Annotated in this window: 20 protein-coding genes and 1 riboswitch; of the genes, 10 read left to right on the top strand and 10 right to left on the bottom strand. The window is 60.6% G+C overall.

The genetic code is table 11. From position 1 onward, the window contains the following. Positions 1 to 215 precede the first annotated feature (215 nt). Together AC3ITY_RS30695 and AC3ITY_RS30690 are read left to right on the top strand one after the other, a co-directional pair. Complete coding sequence (locus AC3ITY_RS30695; protein WP_489306624.1) at positions 216 to 767, top strand: cytochrome b; 552 nt, start codon at positions 216 to 218, stop codon at positions 765 to 767. Between the two features lie 32 nt (positions 768 to 799). Continuing rightward, a complete protein-coding gene (locus tag AC3ITY_RS30690) occupies positions 800 to 1,393 on the top strand; it encodes a YceI family protein (protein WP_477777242.1) in 594 nt (197 codons plus the stop codon). A 230-nt stretch (positions 1,394 to 1,623) separates the two neighbouring features. Here the strand turns inward: AC3ITY_RS30690 and rhlE2 are convergent, their stop codons facing one another. The 4 genes from rhlE2 to ahcY form a co-directional block, all read right to left on the bottom strand. Beyond that, positions 1,624 to 3,495 carry an RNA helicase RhlE2 gene (gene rhlE2, locus AC3ITY_RS30685; protein ID WP_489306622.1) on the bottom strand — a complete coding sequence of 624 codons (1,872 nt, stop codon included), beginning with the start codon at positions 3,493 to 3,495 and terminating at the stop codon, positions 1,624 to 1,626. Between the two features lie 223 nt (positions 3,496 to 3,718). Next, positions 3,719 to 4,534, bottom strand: coding sequence for a substrate-binding periplasmic protein (locus AC3ITY_RS30680; RefSeq protein ID WP_489306621.1), 816 nt, complete (start codon positions 4,532 to 4,534; stop codon positions 3,719 to 3,721). A gap of 193 nt (positions 4,535 to 4,727) precedes the next feature. Continuing rightward, positions 4,728 to 5,573 carry a methylenetetrahydrofolate reductase [NAD(P)H] gene (gene metF / locus AC3ITY_RS30675; protein ID WP_489306619.1) on the bottom strand — a complete coding sequence of 282 codons (846 nt, stop codon included), beginning with the start codon at positions 5,571 to 5,573 and terminating at the stop codon, positions 4,728 to 4,730. Between the two features lie 157 nt (positions 5,574 to 5,730). Then, the gene (gene ahcY / locus AC3ITY_RS30670; RefSeq protein WP_489306617.1) at positions 5,731 to 7,140 is read right to left on the bottom strand and encodes an adenosylhomocysteinase; all 1,410 of its coding nucleotides are present in this window, start codon (positions 7,138 to 7,140) and stop codon (positions 5,731 to 5,733) included. A gap of 23 nt (positions 7,141 to 7,163) precedes the next feature. Beyond that, a riboswitch (S-adenosyl-L-homocysteine riboswitch) is annotated at positions 7,164 to 7,266 on the bottom strand. 198 nt (positions 7,267 to 7,464) lie between these two features. On the opposite strand from ahcY, the gene AC3ITY_RS30665 reads away from it, so the two are divergent. Beyond that, positions 7,465 to 7,869 carry an acyl-CoA thioesterase gene (locus tag AC3ITY_RS30665; RefSeq protein ID WP_489306615.1) on the top strand — a complete coding sequence of 135 codons (405 nt, stop codon included), beginning with the start codon at positions 7,465 to 7,467 and terminating at the stop codon, positions 7,867 to 7,869. Positions 7,870 to 7,973: 104 nt separating this feature from the next. On the opposite strand, the gene AC3ITY_RS30660 is transcribed toward AC3ITY_RS30665, so the two are convergent. Continuing rightward, entirely contained in the window at positions 7,974 to 9,143 is a 1,170-nt protein-coding gene (locus AC3ITY_RS30660) for an MFS transporter (protein WP_489306614.1), read from the bottom strand. Between the two features lie 214 nt (positions 9,144 to 9,357). Here AC3ITY_RS30660 and AC3ITY_RS30655 point away from each other — a divergent pair, with 214 nt between their 5' ends. Both AC3ITY_RS30655 and AC3ITY_RS30650 read left to right on the top strand, forming a co-directional pair. Next, on the top strand, positions 9,358 to 10,191 hold the full coding sequence (locus tag AC3ITY_RS30655; RefSeq protein WP_489306612.1) for an EamA family transporter: 834 nt from the start codon (positions 9,358 to 9,360) through the stop codon (positions 10,189 to 10,191). A 49-nt stretch (positions 10,192 to 10,240) separates the two neighbouring features. Further along, positions 10,241 to 10,624: an MAPEG family protein gene (locus AC3ITY_RS30650; RefSeq protein ID WP_489306611.1), complete on the top strand. Its 384-nt coding sequence runs from the start codon at positions 10,241 to 10,243 to the stop codon at positions 10,622 to 10,624. Between the two features lie 116 nt (positions 10,625 to 10,740). Here the strand turns inward: AC3ITY_RS30650 and mltA are convergent, their stop codons facing one another. After that, complete coding sequence (gene mltA / locus AC3ITY_RS30645; protein ID WP_489306609.1) at positions 10,741 to 11,925, bottom strand: murein transglycosylase A; 1,185 nt, start codon at positions 11,923 to 11,925, stop codon at positions 10,741 to 10,743. A gap of 128 nt (positions 11,926 to 12,053) precedes the next feature. On the opposite strand from mltA, the gene AC3ITY_RS30640 reads away from it, so the two are divergent. Further along, positions 12,054 to 12,503 (top strand): c-type cytochrome, encoded by a 450-nt coding sequence (locus AC3ITY_RS30640; RefSeq protein WP_150755131.1) that lies wholly within the window; start codon positions 12,054 to 12,056, stop codon positions 12,501 to 12,503. Between the two features lie 77 nt (positions 12,504 to 12,580). Here AC3ITY_RS30640 and AC3ITY_RS30635 read toward each other — a convergent pair whose 3' ends face one another. The 4 genes from AC3ITY_RS30635 to AC3ITY_RS30620 form a co-directional block, all read right to left on the bottom strand. Further along, entirely contained in the window at positions 12,581 to 12,976 is a 396-nt protein-coding gene (locus AC3ITY_RS30635) for a DUF1090 domain-containing protein (RefSeq protein ID WP_489306607.1), read from the bottom strand. Positions 12,977 to 13,072: 96 nt separating this feature from the next. Then, on the bottom strand, positions 13,073 to 14,752 hold the full coding sequence (gene ligB, locus AC3ITY_RS30630; protein WP_489306605.1) for an NAD-dependent DNA ligase LigB: 1,680 nt from the start codon (positions 14,750 to 14,752) through the stop codon (positions 13,073 to 13,075). Positions 14,753 to 14,947: 195 nt separating this feature from the next. Next, positions 14,948 to 16,138, bottom strand: coding sequence for a methionine adenosyltransferase (metK, locus tag AC3ITY_RS30625; RefSeq protein WP_008050251.1), 1,191 nt, complete (start codon positions 16,136 to 16,138; stop codon positions 14,948 to 14,950). An 18-nt stretch (positions 16,139 to 16,156) separates the two neighbouring features. Continuing rightward, the gene (locus AC3ITY_RS30620; protein ID WP_046039312.1) at positions 16,157 to 17,152 is read right to left on the bottom strand and encodes an ArsR/SmtB family transcription factor; all 996 of its coding nucleotides are present in this window, start codon (positions 17,150 to 17,152) and stop codon (positions 16,157 to 16,159) included. A 261-nt stretch (positions 17,153 to 17,413) separates the two neighbouring features. Here AC3ITY_RS30620 and tkt point away from each other — a divergent pair, with 261 nt between their 5' ends. From tkt to AC3ITY_RS30600, 4 genes are all read left to right on the top strand, one after another. Beyond that, on the top strand, positions 17,414 to 19,411 hold the full coding sequence (tkt, locus tag AC3ITY_RS30615; protein WP_489306603.1) for a transketolase: 1,998 nt from the start codon (positions 17,414 to 17,416) through the stop codon (positions 19,409 to 19,411). Between the two features lie 188 nt (positions 19,412 to 19,599). After that, a complete protein-coding gene (gene epd, locus AC3ITY_RS30610; protein WP_489306602.1) occupies positions 19,600 to 20,652 on the top strand; it encodes an erythrose-4-phosphate dehydrogenase in 1,053 nt (350 codons plus the stop codon). A gap of 12 nt (positions 20,653 to 20,664) precedes the next feature. Continuing rightward, positions 20,665 to 21,828: a phosphoglycerate kinase gene (locus tag AC3ITY_RS30605; RefSeq protein WP_489306601.1), complete on the top strand. Its 1,164-nt coding sequence runs from the start codon at positions 20,665 to 20,667 to the stop codon at positions 21,826 to 21,828. A 35-nt stretch (positions 21,829 to 21,863) separates the two neighbouring features. Next, on the top strand, positions 21,864 to 22,085 hold the full coding sequence (locus tag AC3ITY_RS30600) for a hypothetical protein (RefSeq protein ID WP_056726539.1): 222 nt from the start codon (positions 21,864 to 21,866) through the stop codon (positions 22,083 to 22,085). Positions 22,086 to 22,104 lie beyond the last annotated feature (19 nt).

Raw genomic sequence — 22,104 nt, 5'->3', positions numbered from 1 at the left:
CTGAAAAAGCCGGGAGCAAAAAACGAATAAAACATTTGATACAGGTGTTCTTCGGTTTGTATTCACTTTTCCTGACACTTTCGACTTTAATCTTTCCTTAACTCACCTGTTTCAGACTCTTGATCGTATTTCTCGATATTTCAAAGCAAAATTTTCCGCTTTAATTCGATAGATAACTCGATAGTCTTGGGCCAGCACTCACAGGGATCTAGGCAATGCAGCTACGTAACTCTACCTCCCGCTACGGCTGGGTCAGCATCTTCATGCACTGGGGCGTGGCACTGGCCGTATTCGGTTTGTTCGCCCTCGGACTGTGGATGGTCGGCCTCGGCTATTACGACCCGTGGCGCAAAGACGGGCCGGATCTGCACAAGAGCATCGGTTTGATCCTGCTGGGGGTCATGGTATTGCGCGTGTTGTGGCGTTTCATCAGCCCGCCGCCGCCAACCCTGGCCAGCTACAGCCGCATGACGCGTCTGGGTGCCATGTTCGGCCATGCCTTTCTGTATCTCTGTCTGTTCGCTGTGATGATTGCCGGTTACCTGATTTCCACCGCAGAAGGTGCCGGGATTCCGGTGTTTGACTGGTTTGAAGTGCCTGCCCTGATTTCCGGACTACCGGACCAGGCAGATAACGCCGGTGCGATTCACCTCTACCTGGCGTGGGTGCTGGTAATTTTTTCCGTACTCCATGCGTTGGCAGCATTGAAGCACCACTTTATCGACCGTGATGTGACCCTCAAGCGAATGCTGGGTCGCAAAGCCTGAAGTTCAACCTCGACTCCCAAGGAAAACAAAGCATGTTGAAAAAGACTCTCGCCGCTCTGGCAATCGGTTCTGCTCTGCTGTCCGCCAACGTGATGGCGGCTGACTATGTTGTAGACACCACAGGCCAGCACGCCTTCGTCAACTTCAAGATCAGCCACCTGGGCTACAGCTTCATCACCGGTACCTTTAAGACTATGGACGGCAAGTTCAGCTTCGACGCTGCCAAGCCTGAAGACAGCAAGATCGAGTTCAACGTGAACACCGCCAGCGTTTTCACCAACAACGCCGAACGTGACAAGCACGTCTCCAGCAAAGACTTCCTGAAAGTGGCTGATTTCCCTAAGGCCACGTTCGTGTCCACCAGCGTTAAAGCCACCGGTAAAAACGCCGCTGGCAAAGACACGGCCGACGTGGCCGGCGACCTGACTATTGCTGGCGTAACCAAGCCAGTCGTGATCAAGGCCACTTTCCTGGGTGAAGGCAAGGATCCGTGGGGCGGCTACCGTGCCGGCTTCGAGGGCACTACCAGCATCAAGCGTTCCGATTTCGGCAAGATGATGGACCTGGGTCCACAGTCCGACGCGGTCGATCTGTACATCACGTTTGAAGGTGTCAAAGCGAAGTAACTTTCGCTCCGACATAAAAACGCCCCTGATCGAAAGGTCAGGGGCGTTTTTTATTGCCGAACACACATCCATTGTGGGAGCGAGTCTGCTCGCGATAGCGGTTGAACATTCAACATTGATAGCGACTGATCCACCGCCATCGCGAGCAGGCTCGCTCCCACAGATAATTGGTCTGCCATAAAAAATGCCCCGGCTCTTTCGAACCGGGGCATTTTCATTGCAGCGATAACTCAGCGATTGCGGGTCAGCAGCGCTGGTTTCTCACCACGAGGGCGGCTTGGCAGTTGATCCAGCTGCTCAGGTGTCGGGAAGCGGTCAGCCTTCGACTCCTTGTGCATGATCTTTGGCGCGGGACCGCGCGGGTTCTGTACGGCAGGTTCCGAAAGCGGCTGGTCGTCACGGGCCGGGCGGCGATTGCGCGAGTCTTCGCGGCGGGCCTGGCCGTCGCGCGGTGCGCCACTGCGAGGGCCATTGCGCTTGGCCGGTGGAGTGCCGGTGCTGGCGCCATCGCTGTTGCGAGGACCGTTCTGGCGACCTTGTGGTTTGCCGGAGCGCGGAGCGCCCGAGCTTGCCGCGGTGCCTTGTGCCGGAGCACCCGGACGGCGACCACGGCCTTGAGCAGGTTTCTGCTGAGGCACGTAGTCGACGCGGTTACCGAAGTTATCGATATCGTCGTCCAGGAACTCGTCCGGGGCACGGTCAGCGGCGGCGCGTGGTGCTTGGCTCGGCTGACGCTGTTCACGGGCCGGAGTACCTTCGCGAGGCTTTTGCTGACGGGCAGGGCGCTCGCCGCGTTCGCCGGCCGGTTTTTCCTTGCCCTTGTCCTTGCCTTTGTCCTTGCGACCGCCGCCGCCACCGCTGCCGTTCGGGCCGTCGCCGCGCGGGCCACGTGGATTGCGTGGGTTACGCATGTCCGGACGCTCGCGCACTTCAGGTTTTTCGGCTTCCACGGCGCTGGCATCGAAGCCCATCAGGTCGCCGTCGGCGATTTTCTGCCTGGTCATGCGTTCGATGCTTTTCAGCAGTTTTTCTTCGTCCGGGGCTACCAGCGAAATCGCCTCGCCCGAACGACCGGCACGGCCGGTACGGCCGATGCGGTGCACGTAGTCTTCATCGACGTTCGGCAGCTCGAAGTTGACCACGTGTGGCAACTGGTCGATGTCCAGGCCGCGAGCGGCGATGTCGGTGGCAACCAGGATGCGCACGGTGCCAGCCTTGAAGTCGGCCAGGGCTTTGGTGCGGGCGTTCTGGCTCTTGTTGCCGTGGATCGCGACGGCGCTCAGGCCATGCTTGTCCAGGTACTCGGCCAAGCGGTTGGCGCCGTGCTTGGTGCGGGTGAACACCAGTACCTGTTCCCAGGCGCCAGCGGTGATCAGGTGCGCCAGCAGCGAACGCTTGTGGCTGGCCGGCAGGCGGAATACGCGCTGTTCGATACGCTCGACCGTGGTGTTCGGCGGCGTGACTTCGATGCGTTCCGGGTTGTGCAGCAGCTTGCCGGCGAGGTCGGTGATGTCCTTGGAGAAGGTCGCCGAGAACAACAGGTTCTGGCGTTTGGCCGGCAGACGGGCCAGGACCTTTTTCACGTCATGGACGAAGCCCATGTCGAGCATGCGGTCGGCTTCGTCCAGCACGAGGATTTCCACGTGGGACAGATCGACGCTGCCTTGGCCGGCCAGGTCGAGCAGGCGGCCAGGGCAGGCCACCAGCACGTCTACGCCACGGGACATGGCCTGAACCTGCGGGTTCATGCCGACACCGCCGAAGATACAGGCGCTGACGAACTTCAGGTCACGGGCATAGACCTTGAAGCTTTCATGCACTTGCGCGGCGAGTTCGCGAGTCGGGGTCAGGACCAGTACGCGCGGCTGGCGCGGGCCGTGACGCTGGGATTTGTCCGGGTGACCGTTGGGGAACAACCGCTCCAGGATCGGAAGGGCGAAACCGCCGGTTTTACCAGTACCTGTCTGTGCCGCGACCATCAGGTCGCGACCTTGCAACACGGCGGGAATGGCCCGCTGTTGCACCGGAGTAGGCTCGGTATAGCCCGCTGCCTCGATGGCGCGGACTAAAGCCTCGGAGAGACCGAGGGAAGCAAAGGACATGAGTAATCCTGTTTTAAGTTAGGGCTTGGCCCAATGGGAGTCTTGCCTGGCGCGAATGGCGTTTAAGAGGACGCAATCCCGTCCGGTCCTGCTGGGTCTCGAAGGCTCGTCTTCAAGCGCTCGCGCGGGCTGAAAGCTGCGCAGTAGCGGGGTTGAGATGCCTTTAACGATTCCGAGCGTCCGGGCGTGAGCCTGGCGGGAAGGCCGGAGTATAACAGAGCAATCACTGCGCGCCGCTTTCCTGCTGCTCAACGGTTTTTTCCGTGGCAGCCGTGGTCTTTTCAGTCTTCACGTTGGCTGCCGGTTCCGCGCCGTAGCGGGCACTCAGTTCAGCGTAGGCGGGCTCGCGCTTGAAGCGTTTGAGTTCGGCGCCGAAACGCTGCACCAGCAGATCCATGCCCGCATTGCGCCGCACCGCGAGAAACTGGCTTTGCTGGCTGATGATCGTGGGATTTTCGGTGATCTTGTCGCGGATGCCCAGCTCGTCGAGCAAATGCTGGCCGACCCGGCGGTCGGTGATCAGCAGGTCAATCCGCCCGCGTACCAGTTTGCCGAAGTTGGCTTCATGGGTGGGGGCCGGCTCGCGGGTGAACAGCGTCGAATCGCTGAAATCCTTGCTGTACAGGTAACCCGGCGAGGTGCCGATGGTCAGGCCTTGCAAGTCATCGAGGGTGCGAAACGGATGGGGCCGTTCATTGGCGTAGAACATCACGAACTGGACTTCAGACAGTGGTTCGCTGGGGTAGAGCAGGGTCGCATCACGCTCGTCGCTGTGGAAGATGTCCAGCGCGCCATCGGCCTGGCCCGATTCAAGCATCGACAGGCAGCGTTTCCATGGCAGGAACTGCCACTCCACTTCGATGCCCAGGCGCTGGAAGACAATGGCGGTGGTTTCGTAGTCCAGGCCCAGGGATTTGCCGTTGTCTTCGTACACATAAGGCGCCCACGGCTCCGTGACAATGCGCAGCTTCTCGCCCCGGGCGGCGAAGCTCAGGCAAGTGAAGACAAGCGCGGCGACTAACTGCGTGATCAAAGGCATGGGCTTGAGATTACGACGAGAAACCGGAAAGAGCCAGAAACTGACCGCAGATGCTCTAACTCCGTGGGTTGCCGCACATTAATAGTGCGTTGAAAGCAAAAGATCGCAGCCTGAGAAAGCTCCTACAGGAGCTGCCGAAGAATGCGATCCTTTGATCTTGCTTGTAGCTTTCAGCTTGAAACTTGCAGCTGCTTCAACGTGGCAACTTCAGGTTGTTCCACACCGCCAGGCTCGCTTCAGCCTGATTCAGTGTGTAGAAGTGCAGCCCTGGAGCGCCACCCTGCAGCAGTTGTTCGCACATCTCGGTGATGACCTGTTCGCCAAAGCGCTGAATGCTCTGGGTGTCGTCGCCGTAGGCTTCCAGTTGCTTGCGGATCCAGCGCGGGATTTCCGCACCGCAGGCATCGGAGAAGCGCGCCAGCTTGCTGTAGTTGGTGATCGGCATGATGCCCGGCACGATCGGGATGTTCACGCCCAACGCCCGCACGCGTTCCACGAAGTAGAAGTAGCAGTCGGCGTTGAAAAAGTACTGGGTGATCGCACTGTTGGCGCCAGCGTTGGCCTTGCGCACGAAGTTGGCAACATCGTCTTCGAAATTGCGCGCTTGCGGATGCATTTCCGGGTAAGCGGCGACTTCGATGTGGAAATGATCACCGGTTTCTTCACGAATGAATTCAACCAGGTCGTTGGCGTGGCGCATTTCACCGCTGGCCATGCCCATGCCCGAAGGCAGGTCACCGCGCAGGGCGACGATACGCTTGATGCCGGCAGCCTTGTACTGGGCCAGCAGGCCGCGCAGGTCAGCTTTGCTATCGCCCACGCAGGACAGGTGCGGAGCGGCAGGGATTTTGACTTCGCTTTCGAGCTGCAACACGGTGTTCAGCGTGCGATCACGGGTCGAACCGCCGGCGCCGTAGGTGCAGGAGAAGAAATCGGGGTTGTAGGCGGCCAGCTGGCGAGCAGTGGCGAGCAGCTTTTCTTGCCCAGCATCGGTCTTCGTAGGGAAGAACTCGAAGCTGTAGCGACGATCTTGGGACATGGGAATACCCTTGAAAACGCGTAAGGCGGGCGCTGGCCTCTGTAGGAGCGAGCTTGCTCGCGAAAAACGTCAGGGCAACGCGTTTAGCCTGATAGCGCGCGTTTTCGTTAACGTCCATCGCGAGCAAGCTCGCTCCTACACAGGAAGAGCCGACCGATCAGTAGCGATAAGCGTGCGGCTTGAACGGACCTTCGACGGTCACGCCGATGTAGTCGGCCTGGGTCTTGGTCAGTTGAGTCACAACGCCGCCGAAGCCGCGGACCATTTCCAGGGCCACTTCTTCGTCGAGTTTCTTCGGCAGTACTTCAACGGTCAGGCGCTCGGCTTTCTGGGCTGGCGACAGGTCGGCGTACTTCTGGCCGAACAGGAAGATCTGAGCCAGAACCTGGTTGGCGAACGAACCGTCCATGATGCGGCTCGGGTGGCCGGTTGCGTTACCCAGGTTAACCAGACGGCCTTCGGCCAGCAGGATCAGGTAGTCGTCGTTCTGCGGGTCGAAATCGCCAGCGCCGGTACGGTGGATCTTGTGAACCTGAGGCTTCACTTCTTCCCATGCCCAGTTCTTGCGCATGAAAGCAGTGTCGATTTCGTTGTCGAAGTGGCCGATGTTGCAGACAACAGCACGCTTCTTCAGGGCTTTGAGCATGTTCGAGTCGCAAACATTGACGTTGCCGGTGGTGGTCACGATCAGGTCGATCTTGCCCAGCAGCGCCTTGTCGATGCTTGCTTCGGTACCGTTGTTGATACCGTCGATGAACGGCGAAACCAGTTCGAAACCGTCCATGCAGGCTTGCATGGCGCAGATCGGGTCGACTTCGGAAACCTTGACGATCATGCCTTCCTGACGCAGGGACTGAGCGGAGCCCTTGCCCACGTCGCCGTAGCCGATGACCAGCGCTTGCTTGCCGGACAGCAGGTGGTCGGTGCCGCGCTTGATCGCATCGTTCAGGCTGTGACGGCAGCCGTACTTGTTGTCGTTCTTGCTCTTGGTCACCGAGTCGTTGACGTTGATGGCCGGGATTTTCAGCTCGCCCTTGGCCAGCATGTCCAGCAGGCGGTGAACGCCGGTGGTGGTTTCTTCGGTCACGCCGTGAACGCGGTCCAGAACCTGTGGGTACTTCTTGTGCAGCAGCTCGGTCAGGTCGCCGCCGTCGTCGAGGATCATGTTGGCGTCCCATGGCTGGCCATCCTTGAGGATGGTTTGCTCCAGGCACCACTCGTACTCTTGTTCAGTCTCGCCTTTCCAGGCGAAAACCGGGATGCCGGCAGCGGCGATGGACGCGGCGGCCTGATCCTGAGTCGAGAAAATGTTGCAGGACGACCAGCGCACTTCGGCACCCAGGGCAACCAGGGTTTCGATCAGCACGGCAGTCTGAATGGTCATGTGGATGCAGCCGAGGATCTTCGCGCCCTTGAGCGGTTGCTCTTCGGAGTATTTGCGACGCAGACCCATCAGGGCTGGCATTTCGGATTCGGCGATGATGGTCTCGCGACGGCCCCAGGCAGCCAGGGACATGTCGGCGACTTTGTAATCGTTAAAATCTGCAGGCGTGATAACAGCGCTCATGAAGAGCCTCCATTCGTAATGTATGCGAATGGGCGCCGTTGTGCGTTTAGTGTCCGGCCAGTGAAGGCCAGGCAACGCCCCATCCGAGCCTGACAGGTCGAACCTGCTGCAGCGCCCCTCGGACAGGTGGCGGGAAAACGGTATCAAGTAGAGGTTACCGTTTTGAAACGGTGGCGATTATAGCGGGCTATGCTGATCTTCCAAAGCGTTTCTGTCGGTCAATGTCCGAACGGTAATCGAGACCATAGACGATGCTCAATAGAGCTCTAGGTCGGGCTCTGCCATGATGGTCAGCATCATTCGGCAAGACGCTCAGGAGTGAACATGAACTTCCACACCCGCAAATGGGTAAAACCCGAAGACCTCAACCCCAACGGCACGCTGTTCGGCGGTAGCCTTCTGCGCTGGATCGACGAAGAGGCGGCGATCTATGCCATCGTCCAGTTGGGCAACCAGCGTGTGGTCACCAAGTACATTTCCGAAATCAACTTCGTCAGCGCCTCGCGCCAGGGCGACATCATCGAACTGGGCATCACGGCGACCGAGTTCGGCCGCACCTCGATCACCCTGACGTGTGAAGTGCGCAACAAGATCACCCGCAAGAGCATCCTCACCGTTGAAAAAATGGTGTTCGTGAACCTCGGTGAAGACGGCTTTCCGGCACCTCATGGTCGGACAGAGATCAAGTACGTCAAGGATCAGTTCAAGGACGATGACGCCGGGCAGTGAGATCGGTGGTGTTCCCATCGCGAGCAGGCTCGCTCCCACATGGACGGCGCTGTACCTGTGGGAGCGATCCTGCTCGCGAATGCGGCATACAATCAAGGTGATGCTCAGCCCACCAAATCAAGCGCAGTCGCACCGCGACGCTGGCGATAGATGAAGAACAGTGCAGTCAATACGGTCAGCCCGCTGACCAGTGCACCGGTCCACGGCAAGTCCGCAAGGTCCGCGCCGCTGGCCACCACCAGGCCGCCGATCCAGGCCCCGGCGGCGTTACCGAGGTTGAAGGCGCTCTGGTTCAAGGTTGAACCCAGGTTCGGCGCCTCGTGGGCCTGATCGATGATCAGCAGTTGCAGGATCGGGCACAGGGCGAAGGCAAACGTTCCCCACAACACCAGTGTGATTGCCGCCGGGATCACCGAATGGCTGGTTTGCGTGAATGCCGCCAGCACCACCAGCACCGCCAGCGCCATGCCCACCAGCGAAGGCAGCAAGCGGCTGTCCGCCAGACGACCACCGAGCATGCTGCCGGCGGTCAAGCCAACGCCGAACAACAGCAGCATGATGGTGACGCCGTGGGGGCTGACGCCGGTGATGTCCTGCAGGATCGGCGCAATGTAAGTGAACACACTGAACAGGCTGGTCGAGGCCAGCACACTCATGCCCAGGGCCAGCAATACATTGGCCTTGCCCAGTACCTTGAACTCGCTGGCCAGGTTGGCTTTATCCATCGCAATGTTTTTCGGCAGCCAGACCCATTGCGCAATCGCGGCCAGAACCCCGATCACCGACACCGCCCAGAAGGTCGAGCGCCAACCTGCGTATTGCCCGAGTGCGGTGCCCAGTGGCACGCCGAGCACGTTGGCCAAGGTCAGGCCGGTGAACATCATGGCAATCGCCTGAGCCCGTTTGTTGGGTGCCACCAGCCCGGCAGCCACCACCGAGCCGATGCCGAAAAATGCGCCGTGGCACAGTGCCGTGATCACGCGCGCGGCCATCAGCGTAGCGTAGTTAGGCGCCAGCGCGCAGAGCATGTTGCCGAGGATGAACATCAGTGTCATGCCCAGCAGGGTGGCTTTGCGCGGCATGTTGGCGGTGCCGACGGCGAGGATGGGGGCGCCGAACACCACGCCCAGGGCGTAGCCGGTGATCAGCAATCCGGCATCGGGAATGCTCACACTGAGGTCGAGGGCGACATCGGGCAAAAGACCCATGATGACGAATTCAGTGGTGCCGATGCCGAAGGCGGCAACAGCGAGGGCAAGCAAAGCGAGTGGCATGTGCAAGGTCTCTGTCGGTAGTCTTGACGCTGTGATCAGGCATACGCAGGCCGACGACCGTTCTCGACGAGAGCGGGCCGGGCAGAATTTTTATAGGAATTAGTCTGTGCGCAACTGAGTGCGGCGTGGTCGCTTGCAGTATAAACAGCCACTGACATATGGCGAACCAATTCTCTGCGCCCCTGAATCGTGGAGACAACAAAAGGAGTAGGCCGTGCTTGCGACGGCGTTGGTGTTGGTGGCGGCGCTGTTGCATGCGGCGTGGAATACCCTGATCAAGTTCAGCGCGGAGCGGTTGTTGGTGGTGGCCTGCATGGACAGCGTGGCGCTGCTCTTTGTCGTGCTGATGTTGCCGTTCCTGAGCGTGCCGCCGCTGGAGATCTGGCCATGGATCCTGGCATCGGCGGCGTTCGAGTTGCTCTATCGCTATTTGCTGATCCAGGCCTATCGGGTCGGCGACCTCGGGCTGGTTTACCCGTTGATGCGCGGCCTGTCACCGTTGGTGGTGTTGGCGCTGACACTGATCTTTGCCGGGGAGGTGCTGACCCATCAGCAGATCTTCGGAATCCTGCTGATCCCGTTCGGCATGCTGTGCCTGCTCTGGCAGGGCGGCGGCGGAGCGCGCCTTCCATGGTCGATGCTACCGGTGGTGGCGTTGATCGGCCTGTGCATCGGTTGCTACACCTACATCGACGGGCAGGCATTACGGCGCTGGTCCCATCCACTGGATTACCTGATCTGGGTCACCTTGCTCAGTGCCTGGCCGTTTCCGCTGTTGGCGTTGGTGCGCAAACGGCCCGCGTTCATGTTGTTCTGGCGTGAGCAGTGGCGACTGGGCCTGGCCGTCGGGTTCTGCGTGTTGTTCAGCTACGCTCTGGTGCTGTGGGCGATGCAATTGGGTTCGATTGCCGAGGCCGCAGCGCTGCGCGAGATCAGTGTGATCCTGGTGGTGCTGTTTGGCATGCGTTACCTGAAAGAACCTTTTGGCGGGCCACGGCTACTCGCCTGTAGCCTTGTGATTATCGGCATACTGGTGATGAAGTTTTGATCACCGTTGATGGATTCGATTTTCTACAACTTGAAGAAGGGACTGCGTAATGACGGTTGCTCTGTGGTGCATTTTGATTGCGATTTTCCTGCCGTATGTGTGTACGTGGGTAGCCAAGATCAGTGGCGGGTTCAGGCTGAAAGACAATCATGACCCTCGGGACTTTCTCGACTCTCTGGAAGGCTTGGGCAGACGGGCGCACGCGGCGCAACTGAACAGTTTTGAAGTGACCCCGGCGTTCGCCGCGGCGGTGATCGTGGCGCACCTGGCCGGCAATGCCGAACTGGTGACGATCAATGTGCTGTCGGTGTTGTTCATTACCAGCCGCCTGCTCTACATCATTTGCTACCTGGCGGACTGGGCGACGCTGCGGTCGCTGGTGTGGTTCGTGGGGATGGCGTTGATCGTGAGTTTTTTTGTGGTGTCGGTCTGACAGATCTTCAGGGTTTTTGCCGGCCTCATCGCGAGCAAGCTCGCTCCCACAGGAGTGTGCGTTCCAATGTAGGAGCGAGCCTGCTCGCGATGGCCATCTAGCGGACAACACTGTCCTCAGGGTTTTGTCTTCTCGGCATCCGCCACCTGCGGCACTTGCGGCAACGTCGCACCTTTGGGCCAGAGCATCCAGATCTGTCCCTGCTGTTTCATGTCCCCGGCCAGTTGCCCGGCCGCATCGCCGGTGCCCCAGAACAGATCCGCCCGAACCTCGCCGGCAATGGCGCCACCGGTGTCCTGTGCTGCCACGGGGCGAACCAGGGCTGTGCCGTCCGGTTTGGTGGTGGACAGCCACAACAGGCTGCCCAGCGGAATCACCTTGCGATCCACCGCCGCGCTGTAACCGGCGGTCAACGGTACGTTCAGCGAGCCGCGCGGACCTTCGTTGCTGTCCGGGTTGCGGGTGAAGAACACATAGCTGGGGTTGCTGCCGAGCAGTTCGGGAATCCGCGACGGATTGGCCTTGGCCCAGGTGCTGATGGCGCCCATGGTCACGTCTTCTTTTTTCAGCTCGCCCTGTTCCACCAGCCAGCGGCCGATCGGTCGATACGGATGGCCGTTCTGATCGGCGTAGGCAATACGCAACTGGCGACCATTGTCGAGCTGGATACGACCCGAACCCTGGATTTGCAGGAACTGCAGGTTCATCGGATCGGTCAGCCAGGCCACGACCGGCGCCTTGACCCCTTTGGTTTCAATGGCTGCCGCATCGTCGTACGGCTTGAGCACGCGACCTTCGAGTCGACCGCGCAGGCGTTTGCCCTTGAGTTCCGGGTAAATGCTGTCGAGGGCGACGATGATCATGTCTTCGGGGACGCCATAGACCGGGACACTGGCAGCGCTGGTCTGGGTCAGGCTCCCGGGATAGACCGGTTCGTAGTAGCCGGTGATCAAGCCGTTGGGGCTGTCGTTGGCGGCGCGCAGGCCATAGACATCGAGGTTCTGTTTGAGAAACCCGCGAATGTCGCTGGCGGTTTGCGGCACGTTGGCAGCCGCGGCGCAGGTGCCCCCCCAGACCGGGTCGGCCTTGAGTCGGGTGCAGGCGCTGCGCCACGAACCGAAACCGGCGACGAGGTCACTGTCGGACACCGCCGGCAGCGCTTCCCATGTGGCACTGGAGTAGGTGGCCAGGGCGTGGGTTTTCGGTTGTTGGTTGTCACCACCGGTGCAGCCTGCGAGCAGGGCCACTATCGGCAGGGTCCAGGCCAGGCTGTGACGCCATGCCTTGAAACGGCTGTTCATGGAGTGATTCCTTTGCCGGTTGCCTGAGCGCTCCATGCGTTCAAACAACCCTTGTTGATAATAGGGCTATTGGTCTTTGCCGATGACGCGAGGATACTGGCCGCCGTTTCCCGTGACCTGAAGCCACCATGACTCTTAAAAGACTTTCTGTTGTATTGCTGGCCTGCCTGACGTTGTCCGCTTGTGGCGGCATCGACCCCAACTCGCCGCTCGGCCAGCGCAAGGCCATTTTCAAGCAGATGCTCAATACTGGCGAAGACCTGGGCGGCATGTTGCGTGGACGCATTGCGTTCGATGGCCCGAAGTTCGCCGAAGGCGCGGTGAAACTCGATGCGTTGTCCCGTGAGCCGTGGCAGCATTTTCCGCAAGTGCGCGAGGAAGATCACACCAGCGCCAAGAGCGATGTCTGGGAGCAGCAGACACGCTTTCAGGCAATGGCCCGTGACCTTGAAAGCGCCACCGGTGAATTGGTGATCGCCAGCCAGGTTCAACCCTACAAGGCCAGCAACCTGGGGCCTGCGGTGCAGAAAGTCGAAGATGCTTGCAGTGCATGTCATAAGGCGTTTCGGGATCATTAACCCAGCGGTGCCCGGCCTGACGTCTTCGCGAGCAGGCTGCTTCGGCAACACCAAAGATCTTTGTTCGTTATCCGTTCTTATTTATCCAGCTCATCCAATGCGTTCTGCAATTCCTTGCGGGCATCGGCGAGTTTGTCTTTGCGCTTGTTGATCTTTTCGGAGTCGCCTTTGCTCATGGCCTTGTCGAGGTCCGCCTGACGCTTGCTGACTTCGTGCCTGGCGTCGAGCACCTTGTTTTCCCGTTCCTTCTTCAGTGAGGCGTCGGTGCAGTTCGCTTCGACTTCGCTCAGGGCCTTTTCCAGGCCTGCCTGCTGGTCGGCGTTGCCGTGGACCTTGGCCAATTCGATCTGGTTGACGATACCTTGCTTCTTGGCGGCGCAACCGGTCAGCCCCGGCGCTTCCTCGTCCGCCATCAACGGGGTGGCCAGCACGCTGCAAAGGGTCAACAGGGCGAGCGGTGAAAAAAATTTCATAAAAGCTCCATGTAGGAAAGCAAGCGGGCCGGTGTGGCGATGGCTTGTTGGAGCCCAGCGGTCCCCTGGGGTTCCCGGTGGGCGCAGGGCCGGCAGCTAAAAGCCGTCAATTCCCGCATCACGTAACGTTTCACTCAAGGCCAAGACCTGCGGATCGCGGAAAAAAGCGTTCAGTTGCGCCGCGCGCCCTGGCCCGACATCGGCCTCGGCCCGCCATTGTTCGAGGTCTCGCTGCGCCAGTGCCTGCCATGCATCGCCGAGATGCGCCTGACCTGTCGGCGGCAATCCCAGGGCTTTCAGCCAGTGCGCGAACGGGCGTTGCCGGGCTTGATTGAAACTGTCGGCAAGGCGAGCCGCACTGCGCTCGCCGAAACCGTCAATGGTAGCAAGCTCTTGGGCATCGAGGGTCAACCAATCCAGCAGACCGTTCAGGCGACCTGTTGCAAGAAGTTTTTCCCAAGTCCCCGGACCCACATGGGGCAGCGCCAGACCCTGTTTGCTGCTGAGCCAGGTCAGGCGCGCGAGAAACTGGCTCTCGCAGCCCGGAGTCGGTTGCCAGCAACTCAATGAATGAAAGTCCTCTGCCACCGGCACGTTCAATTCGGCGCGTTCGCTGCTGCGCAATACAACGCTATCGAGCCTGGGAATGGTCAGCCCGGCCAGGCTGATGGCGACCTGATCACCCGGGCGTATGTCCAGCGCCTGCCAGCGTTGCAACGAACTGACGCTGACGTGTTTGATCTGCCGGTCATCGAGCTTCACCGGGGTCAGTTCAAGAACCGGGGTGATCCGCCCGGTCCGGCCGATCCTGAAGTGAACCTGGCGGACTTCGGCCAGTGCCTGGGCGAAGGGGTATTTCCAGGCGATGGCCCAGTAGGGTGACCTGGCCTGCCAGCGCTCAGCGGCCGGGCGCTGGTTCTGACGCAGGACGATGCCGTCGCTGGCAAAGGGCAGAGGAGAGCGATACCAGTATTCGCGCCAGCGTTCGGCATCGACGACGGAGGCGATGGGCTGGCTGTATGCCGTGGTACTCGGGAAGCCCAGCGCAGTCAGCGCCGCGGCACGTGCGGACACGCTCGCAGGCCCTTGGGGCCAGTCCCAGACAAACAGGCCGATGCCGGCGGCCTGCTCGGTGCTCAACACCTTGCGCGCCATCAGGCCTGCCACCGAGGCACGAGCATTGAGGCTGCCGGCCCGGGCCTGCACGTGATCGGTCAGGCGCCAATACAGTTCGCCTTGCACGATCAAGTCCCGGGCCTGCGATAGCCGTTGCGGGATGGCCGGAATCTGCCGTGCCGGAACCGTCCAGTCCTGACCGCTCTCGCCGTCGCCGCGGCTGATTGCCTGAACCAGCAGACCGTTGCGGTAAACCAGGGTCACCGCCACGCCATCGATTTTAGGCTGGACCCAGACGTCCACCCGGTCACGCAGCCATTTTTCCACGGCGGGCCGATCGTGCAGTTTGTCCAGGCCGGTGTGGGCGATGGGGTGGGGCAGCGTGCCGCGCGCAGTGCGCAAGGGATCTGCGGACGGGCTCAGGTTGAAGCAGTGGCGCCATTGGATGAGTTGCGCGCGGGACTGGTCGTAGAGTTCATCGGCGACCAGTGAGCGTCCCCGACGGTGATAGCTGTCGTCCCAGAAGTCGATTTGCTGTTGCAGTTTGTTGACTTCAATCAGGGCGAGTTCGGGTGGCCAGTCCGGGCACTCGGCGGCACTGGCGGTCAGACAGGTAAAGGTCAGTAGAGCGGCAAAAAACAGGCGCAGGTCGGGAAGCATCTTGAGCGTCCTTGCTCGGTGAGGTGCTTGAAGGCTAGGTCAGTATGGGGTGGCGCGGAGAGGGGGTATTTTGCCGGGCATTTCCGGTGGCTAAGCTGGCTTCTTCGCGAGCAGGCTACGCGGTCTCAAGCGCAAGGCAATAAAAAGCCCCGCAGGGCGCGAACCGTGCGGGGCTTCGGGTGTTGCGGGGGAATCTTACAGGCCGGCAGCAGAACGGAGAGCGTCGGCGCGGTCGGTTTTTTCCCAGGTGAACGTGGTGAAGGTGTCGTCACCAACGGTCTTGGTCGCCGGGGTGCGACCGAAGTGGCCGTACGCAGCGGTTTCCTGATACATCGGGTGCAGCAGGTCGAGCATGGTGGTGATCGCGTATGGACGCAGATCGAACACTTCGCGGACCAGTTTGACGATCTTGTCGTCACTGATCTTGCCGGTGCCGAAGGTGTTCAGCGAGATCGAAGTCGGCTGGGCAACGCCGATGGCGTAGGACACCTGAATCTCGCAGCGCTCGGCCAGGCCGGCGGCAACGATGTTCTTGGCCACGTAACGACCGGCGTAGGCCGCCGAACGGTCAACCTTCGATGGATCCTTGCCGGAGAACGCGCCGCCGCCGTGACGGGCCATGCCGCCGTAGCTGTCGACGATGATCTTGCGACCGGTCAGACCGCAGTCACCCACCGGGCCGCCAATGATGAACTGGCCAGTCGGGTTGATGTGGAACTGGGTGTCCTTGCTCAGCAGTTCGGCAGGCAGCACGTGCTTGACGATCAGCTCCATCACGCCTTCGCGCAGGTCGTTGTACGACACTTCCGGGTTGTGCTGGGTCGACAGAACGACAGCGTCGATGCCGACAACCTTGCCGTTTTCGTAACGGCAGGTCACTTGCGATTTGGCGTCCGGGCGCAGCCAAGGCAGCAGGCCGGATTTACGGGCTTCGGCCTGGCGCTGTACCAGCTGGTGCGAGAAAGTGATCGGTGCAGGCATCAACACGTCGGTTTCATTGCTGGCGTAGCCGAACATCAGGCCCTGGTCGCCGGCGCCCTGATCTTCAGGCTTGGCACGGTCGACACCCTGGTTGATGTCCGGGGACTGCTTGCCGATGATGTTCATCACGCCGCAGGTCGCGCCGTCGAAGCCGACGTCGGAGCTGGTGTAGCCGATGTTGGTGATCACGTCACGAACGATCTGCTCCAGGTCAACCCAGGCGGAAGTGGTGACTTCGCCGGCGATGATCGCCACGCCCGTTTTCACCAGAGTCTCGCACGCCACACGGGCGAACTTGTCTTCAGCAATGATGGCGTCCAGCACCGCATCAGAAATCTGGTCGGCGATTTTGTCCGGATGCCCTTCAGACACGGACTCGGAGGTGAAAAGGGAGTATTCGCTCATCTCGATGTTTTCCTGAAATTACCGATGGTGAGTGTCGCCAGCCGGCCGCTGAAAATGGCGGACCTGGATCTGGAAACCATTACGTAAGCCTACATAGAGGCTTTCCCCGGGAACGAGTCCCGCAGCGGTGGCCCAACGGGCCAGATCGTCCTGTTCAAACCCCAGCCAGAGATCACCGCAGGCCTCCTTGGCCCAACTCTGGTTGTGGCTACATAACTCTGTCACTAACAGGCTACCGCCTGGTTGCAGCAAATTGGCCATGTGCTTGAGCGCATCGGCCGGCGCGGCAAAATGGTGCAGCACCATGTTCAGTACCACGCAATCGGCCTTGAGGCTGACGCCGTTCAATGCATCGGCCAGTTGCAGGCTAACGTTAGTCAGCTTGTCGCGTTCGCAGACCTGGCGTGCCAACTCAAGCATCGCGCTGCTGTTATCCAGCGCCGTGACTTGCGCGAAGCGGCGCGCCAGTTCCGGCAGGAATGCGCCATCGCCGGGGCCGACTTCAATGGCCGTGGCGTCTTTGTCGAAGCTCAGCTTGTCGAGCAGGGCCACCACGCTTTCGCGGTATTGCGGCAGGCCGGCGATCAAGTCTTGCTGGGCGCGAAACTTCTCCGCCACTCGCGAGAAAAAGTCCTGGCTGGCGGCCGCCCGTTGCCCATGGACCTGGGTGATGCGCGACTGTACGTCAGTCGGCAGCGTCAGGTTGTCCACTTCTTCGAGCAGGGCTGCGTGCAATTTTCCGCCCAGCAGTTCGGTGTGGGGCAGGGCGCGACGGTAGAAAATCGCATTGCCTTCGCGGCGCGTCGCCACCAGGTCGGCCTGGGCCAGTACCTTGAGGTGGTGGCTCATGCCTGACTGGCCGATGCCGAAGATCTGTGCCAGTTCCAGTACGCCGAACGAGTCGTTGGCCAGTGCGCGCAAGACATTCAACCGCAGGGGATCGCCGCCAGCCTTGCACAAGGCTGCCAGCTCATCGCAATCGTCATGTTGAATGGATGGCACGCGTAAATTCATAAGGCCGGCAGTCTAGTCACGGGTCGAAGGCATCGCAAGAGCAATATCAAAAAGTTTTGATATTGCTCGATAGATGGCACTTCTTAACGTTAGCTTCAGTCAACAAACGGACGGCGGAAAGGTTTCATCAAGCGAAACCGTCGTTATCCATTGGAAAAACGCCTTCAGATGACTATCTGTCATTGCCCCGAGGCGTCCCGGTGAGGGAAAATGCTCGCCTTTTTTCCGTTTCGTTTTATTCAAGCCCCCAGGAGAACAGCGATGCCTAGCCGTCGTGAGCGTGCCAACGCCATTCGTGCCCTCAGCATGGATGCCGTGCAAAAAGCCAACAGCGGCCATCCCGGTGCCCCGATGGGTATGGCGGATATCGCCGAGGTACTTTGGCGCGACTACCTCAAGCACAACCCGAGCAATCCATCGTTCGCCGACCGTGACCGCTTCGTGCTGTCCAACGGCCACGGCTCGATGTTGATCTACTCGCTGCTGCACCTGACCGGCTACGACCTGTCGATCGACGACCTGAAGCAGTTCCGTCAACTGCACAGCCGCACCCCGGGCCACCCGGAACTCGGCTACACCCCGGGCGTAGAAACCACCACCGGTCCACTGGGCCAAGGCCTGGCCAACGCCGTGGGTTTTGCCCTGGCTGAAAAAGTCATGGCAGCGCAGTTCAACCGTCCTGGCCACAACATCGTCGACCACCACACCTATGTGTTCCTGGGTGATGGCTGCATGATGGAAGGCATTTCCCACGAAGTCGCTTCCCTGGCCGGTACCCTGGGCCTGGGCAAGCTGATCGCCTTCTACGATGACAACGGCATCTCCATCGATGGCGAAGTCGAAGGCTGGTTCACCGACGACACGCCGAAGCGTTTTGAGTCCTACAACTGGCAAGTGATCCGCAATGTCGACGGTCACGATCCGGAAGAGATCAAGACGGCGATCGAGACGGCCCGCAAGAGCGCGCAGCCAACCCTGATCTGCTGCAAGACCACGATCGGCTTCGGTTCCCCGAACAAGCAAGGCAAGGAAGACTGCCACGGCGCCCCGCTGGGTGACGCGGAAATCGCCCTGACCCGTGCGGCGCTGAAATGGAATCACGGCCCGTTCGAAATCCCGGCCGATATCTACGCCGAGTGGGACGCCAAGGAAGCAGGTAAAGCCGTGGAAGCCGAGTGGGACCAGCGTTTCGCTGCCTACTCCGCAGCATTCCCTGCCGAAGCCAGCGAACTGGTACGTCGTCTGAGTGGCGATCTGCCGGCTGACTTCTCGGAAAAAGCCTCGGCCTACATCGCCGAAGTGGCCGCCAAGGGCGAAACCATTGCCAGCCGCAAAGCCAGCCAGAATGCCCTGAACGCATTCGGCCCGTTGCTGCCTGAGTTCCTCGGCGGTTCGGCTGACCTGGCCGGTTCCAACCTGACCCTGTGGAAAGGTTGCAAAGGCGTCACCGCCGAAGACGCCAGCGGCAACTACATGTACTACGGCGTGCGCGAGTTCGGCATGACCGCGATCATGAACGGCGTCGCCCTGCACGGTGGCCTGGTGCCTTACGGCGCGACCTTCCTGATGTTCATGGAATACGCCCGCAACGCGGTGCGCATGTCGGCCCTGATGAAGCAGCGTGTGATCCACGTCTACACCCACGACTCCATCGGTCTGGGCGAAGACGGCCCGACTCACCAGCCAATCGAGCAACTGGCCAGCCTGCGCTGCACGCCGAACCTCGATACCTGGCGTCCGGCGGATGCCGTTGAATCGGCAGTGAGCTGGAAGTATGCACTGGAGCGCAAGGACGGTCCTTCGGCCCTGATCTTCTCCCGGCAGAACCTGCAGCACCAAACCCGTGACGCTGGCCAGATCGCCGACATCAGCCGTGGTGGCTATGTGCTCAAGGACTGTGCAGGCGAGCCGGAGCTGATCCTGATCGCCACCGGTTCGGAAGTCGGTCTGGCCGTTCAGGCCTTCGACAAACTGACCGAGCAGGGCCGCAAGGTGCGTGTGGTTTCCATGCCGTGCACCAGCGTGTTCGATGCCCAGGAAGCCGGCTACAAGCAATCGGTCCTGCCGTTGCAGGTCAGCGCCCGTATCGCCATCGAGGCTTCCCATGCGGACTACTGGTACAAGTACGTGGGCCTGGAAGGCCGCGTGATCGGCATGACCACCTACGGCGAGTCGGCGCCTGCGCCGGCCTTGTTCGAAGAATTCGGCTTCACCCTGGAAAACATCCTGGGTCAGGCTGAAGAGCTGCTGGAAGACTAAGCACGACGCGGTGGTTTCACGACCACCGCGATCTTCTGTAGGAGCGAGCTTGCTCGCGATGGTCGTTAACGATAACGCTGGCTGTCTGGATAAACGCGTTGTTCTGAAGTCCATCGCGAGCAAGCTCGCTCCTACAAGAGACCGTGTTGTTAACGAGAATTCGTTTGCCTGCGTCTATCGAGAACCCCATGCCTCAACCGCGTCCCTACAAAGTTGCACTCAACGGCTACGGCCGGATTGGTCGTTGCGTCTTGCGTGCGTTGTTCGAGCGAGGCGACAAGGCCGGGTTCGAGATTGTCGCGATCAACGATCTGGCGGACATGGCCAGCATCGAATACCTGACACGCTTCGACTCCACCCATGGCCGGTTCCCCGGCGAAGTGAAAGTCGACGGCGATTGTCTGCATATCAATGGCGACTGCGTGAAGGTCCTGCGCAGTGCCACCCCCGAAGGCATCGATTGGGCGTCCCTGGGCGTCGATCTGGTGCTGGAGTGCTCCGGCGCTTATCACACTCGCGAAGATGGCCAGCGGTTCCTCGACGCCGGCGCCCCGCGTGTGCTGTTTTCCCAGCCGATGGCCAGCGAGACGGACGTCGACGCGACCATCGTCTATGGCGTGAACCAGGATTGCCTGACCGGTGATGAGTTGCTGGTGTCCAACGCGTCCTGCACCACCAACTGCGGCGTGCCGCTGTTGCGCCTGTTGAATCAGGCCATTGGTCTGGATTACGTGTCGATCACCACCATTCACTCGGCGATGAACGATCAGCCGGTCATCGATGCCTATCACCACGAAGACCTGCGCCGCACCCGTTCGGCGTTCCAGTCGGTGATTCCGGTGTCCACCGGTCTGGCGCGTGGTATCGAGCGCCTGCTGCCGGAACTTGCCGGCCGAATTCAGGCCAAAGCCGTGCGGGTGCCGACAGTCAACGTGTCCTGCCTCGATATCACGATGCAGACCGCCACCGCGACCGACGCCACCGAGGTCAACCGGATTCTGCGCGAAGCCGCCACCTGCGGCCCGCTCAAAGGCCTGCTGGCCTACACCGAGCTACCCCACGCAAGCTGTGATTTCAACCATGACCCACATTCGGCGATCGTCGATGCCAGTCAGACCCGCGTTTCCGGCCCTCGGCTGGTGAACATCCTGGCCTGGTTCGACAACGAATGGGGTTTTGCCAACCGAATGCTGGACGTTGCAGAACACTATCTGCAAACAGCAATTTCAAAAAAACCGTAGGAAGTGCGACCCATGACCGTGTTGAAGATGTCCGACCTCGATCTGCAAGGTAAGCGCGTATTGATCCGCGAAGACCTCAACGTCCCAGTCAAGGACGGTGTTGTCACCAGCGATGCGCGTATCCTGGCCTCGCTGCCGACCATCAAGCTGGCCCTGGAAAAAGGCGCGGCCGTGATGGTCTGCTCGCACCTTGGCCGTCCGACCGAAGGCGAGTTCTCGGCCGAGAACAGCCTCAAGCCAGTTGCCGACTACCTGAGCCGTGCTCTGGGTCGTGAAGTGCCGCTGGTGGCCGATTACCTGGGCGGTGTTGACGTGAAAGCGGGCGACATCGTGCTGTTCGAAAACGTGCGCTTCAACAAAGGCGAGAAAAAGAACGCCGACGAACTGGCCCGGCAATACGCCGCCCTGTGCGACGTGTTCGTGATGGACGCCTTCGGCACCGCTCACCGTGCCGAGGGTTCGACCCACGGCGTGGCCAAGTTCGCCAAAATCGCTGCTGCCGGCCCGCTGCTGGCCGCTGAGCTGGACGCACTGGGCAAAGCCCTGGGCGCTCCGGCCCAGCCAATGGCGGCCATCGTCGCCGGCTCCAAGGTGTCGACCAAACTCGACGTGCTGAACAGCCTGAGCCAGATCTGCAACCAGTTGATCGTCGGCGGCGGCATTGCCAACACCTTCCTGGCCGCTGCCGGTCACCCGGTCGGTAAATCCCTGTACGAGCCAGATCTGTTGGACACCGCTCGCGCCATCGCCGCCAAAGTCAGCGTACCGCTGCCAGTGGACGTGGTGGTTGCCAAGGAGTTCGCGGAAAGTGCTGCTGCGACTGTCAAGCTGATCGCTGACGTCGCTGCCGACGACATGATCCTGGACATCGGCCCGCAGACCGCGGCGAATTTCGCCGAGCTGCTGAAGTCGTCGCAAACCATCCTGTGGAACGGTCCGGTCGGCGTGTTCGAATTCGATCAGTTCGGTAACGGTACCAAAGTGCTGGCCCAGGCCATCGCGGACAGCGCGGCGTTCTCTATCGCTGGCGGCGGCGACACCCTGGCGGCCATCGACAAATATGGCGTTGCCGAGCAGATCTCCTACATTTCTACCGGCGGTGGCGCGTTCCTCGAATTTGTCGAAGGCAAAGTGCTGCCAGCCGTTGAAGTTCTGGAAAGCCGGGCCAAGGCCTGAGGGTCGCCCGTTTGACCAGGCAAGGGAGTGTTGAAATGGTCAAGACGTTAGCGCTGTTGATCGTCGCGGGTTCACTGGTGGCTTGCGGGAGTAACCCGAAAGCCACGCCGGAACCTGCGCCGTCCGAGTCGGACAAAGGCTGCTACCAGGCTGACTGGCAGGCGGAAACCAACCCGGTGCTCAACAAGCGTTCCGGGCCGGAAGGCCTGGACAAATACGAGACCCAGGCACCCGCCAAGGAACATGGCTGCCCTTGACGGGTCTGATTCATTACTC

This window comes from Pseudomonas sp. GL_091 (assembly GCF_057837725.1).
Note: the sequence above shows the minus strand (reverse complement) of the source record. Positions and strands in the feature narration are given on the sequence as shown.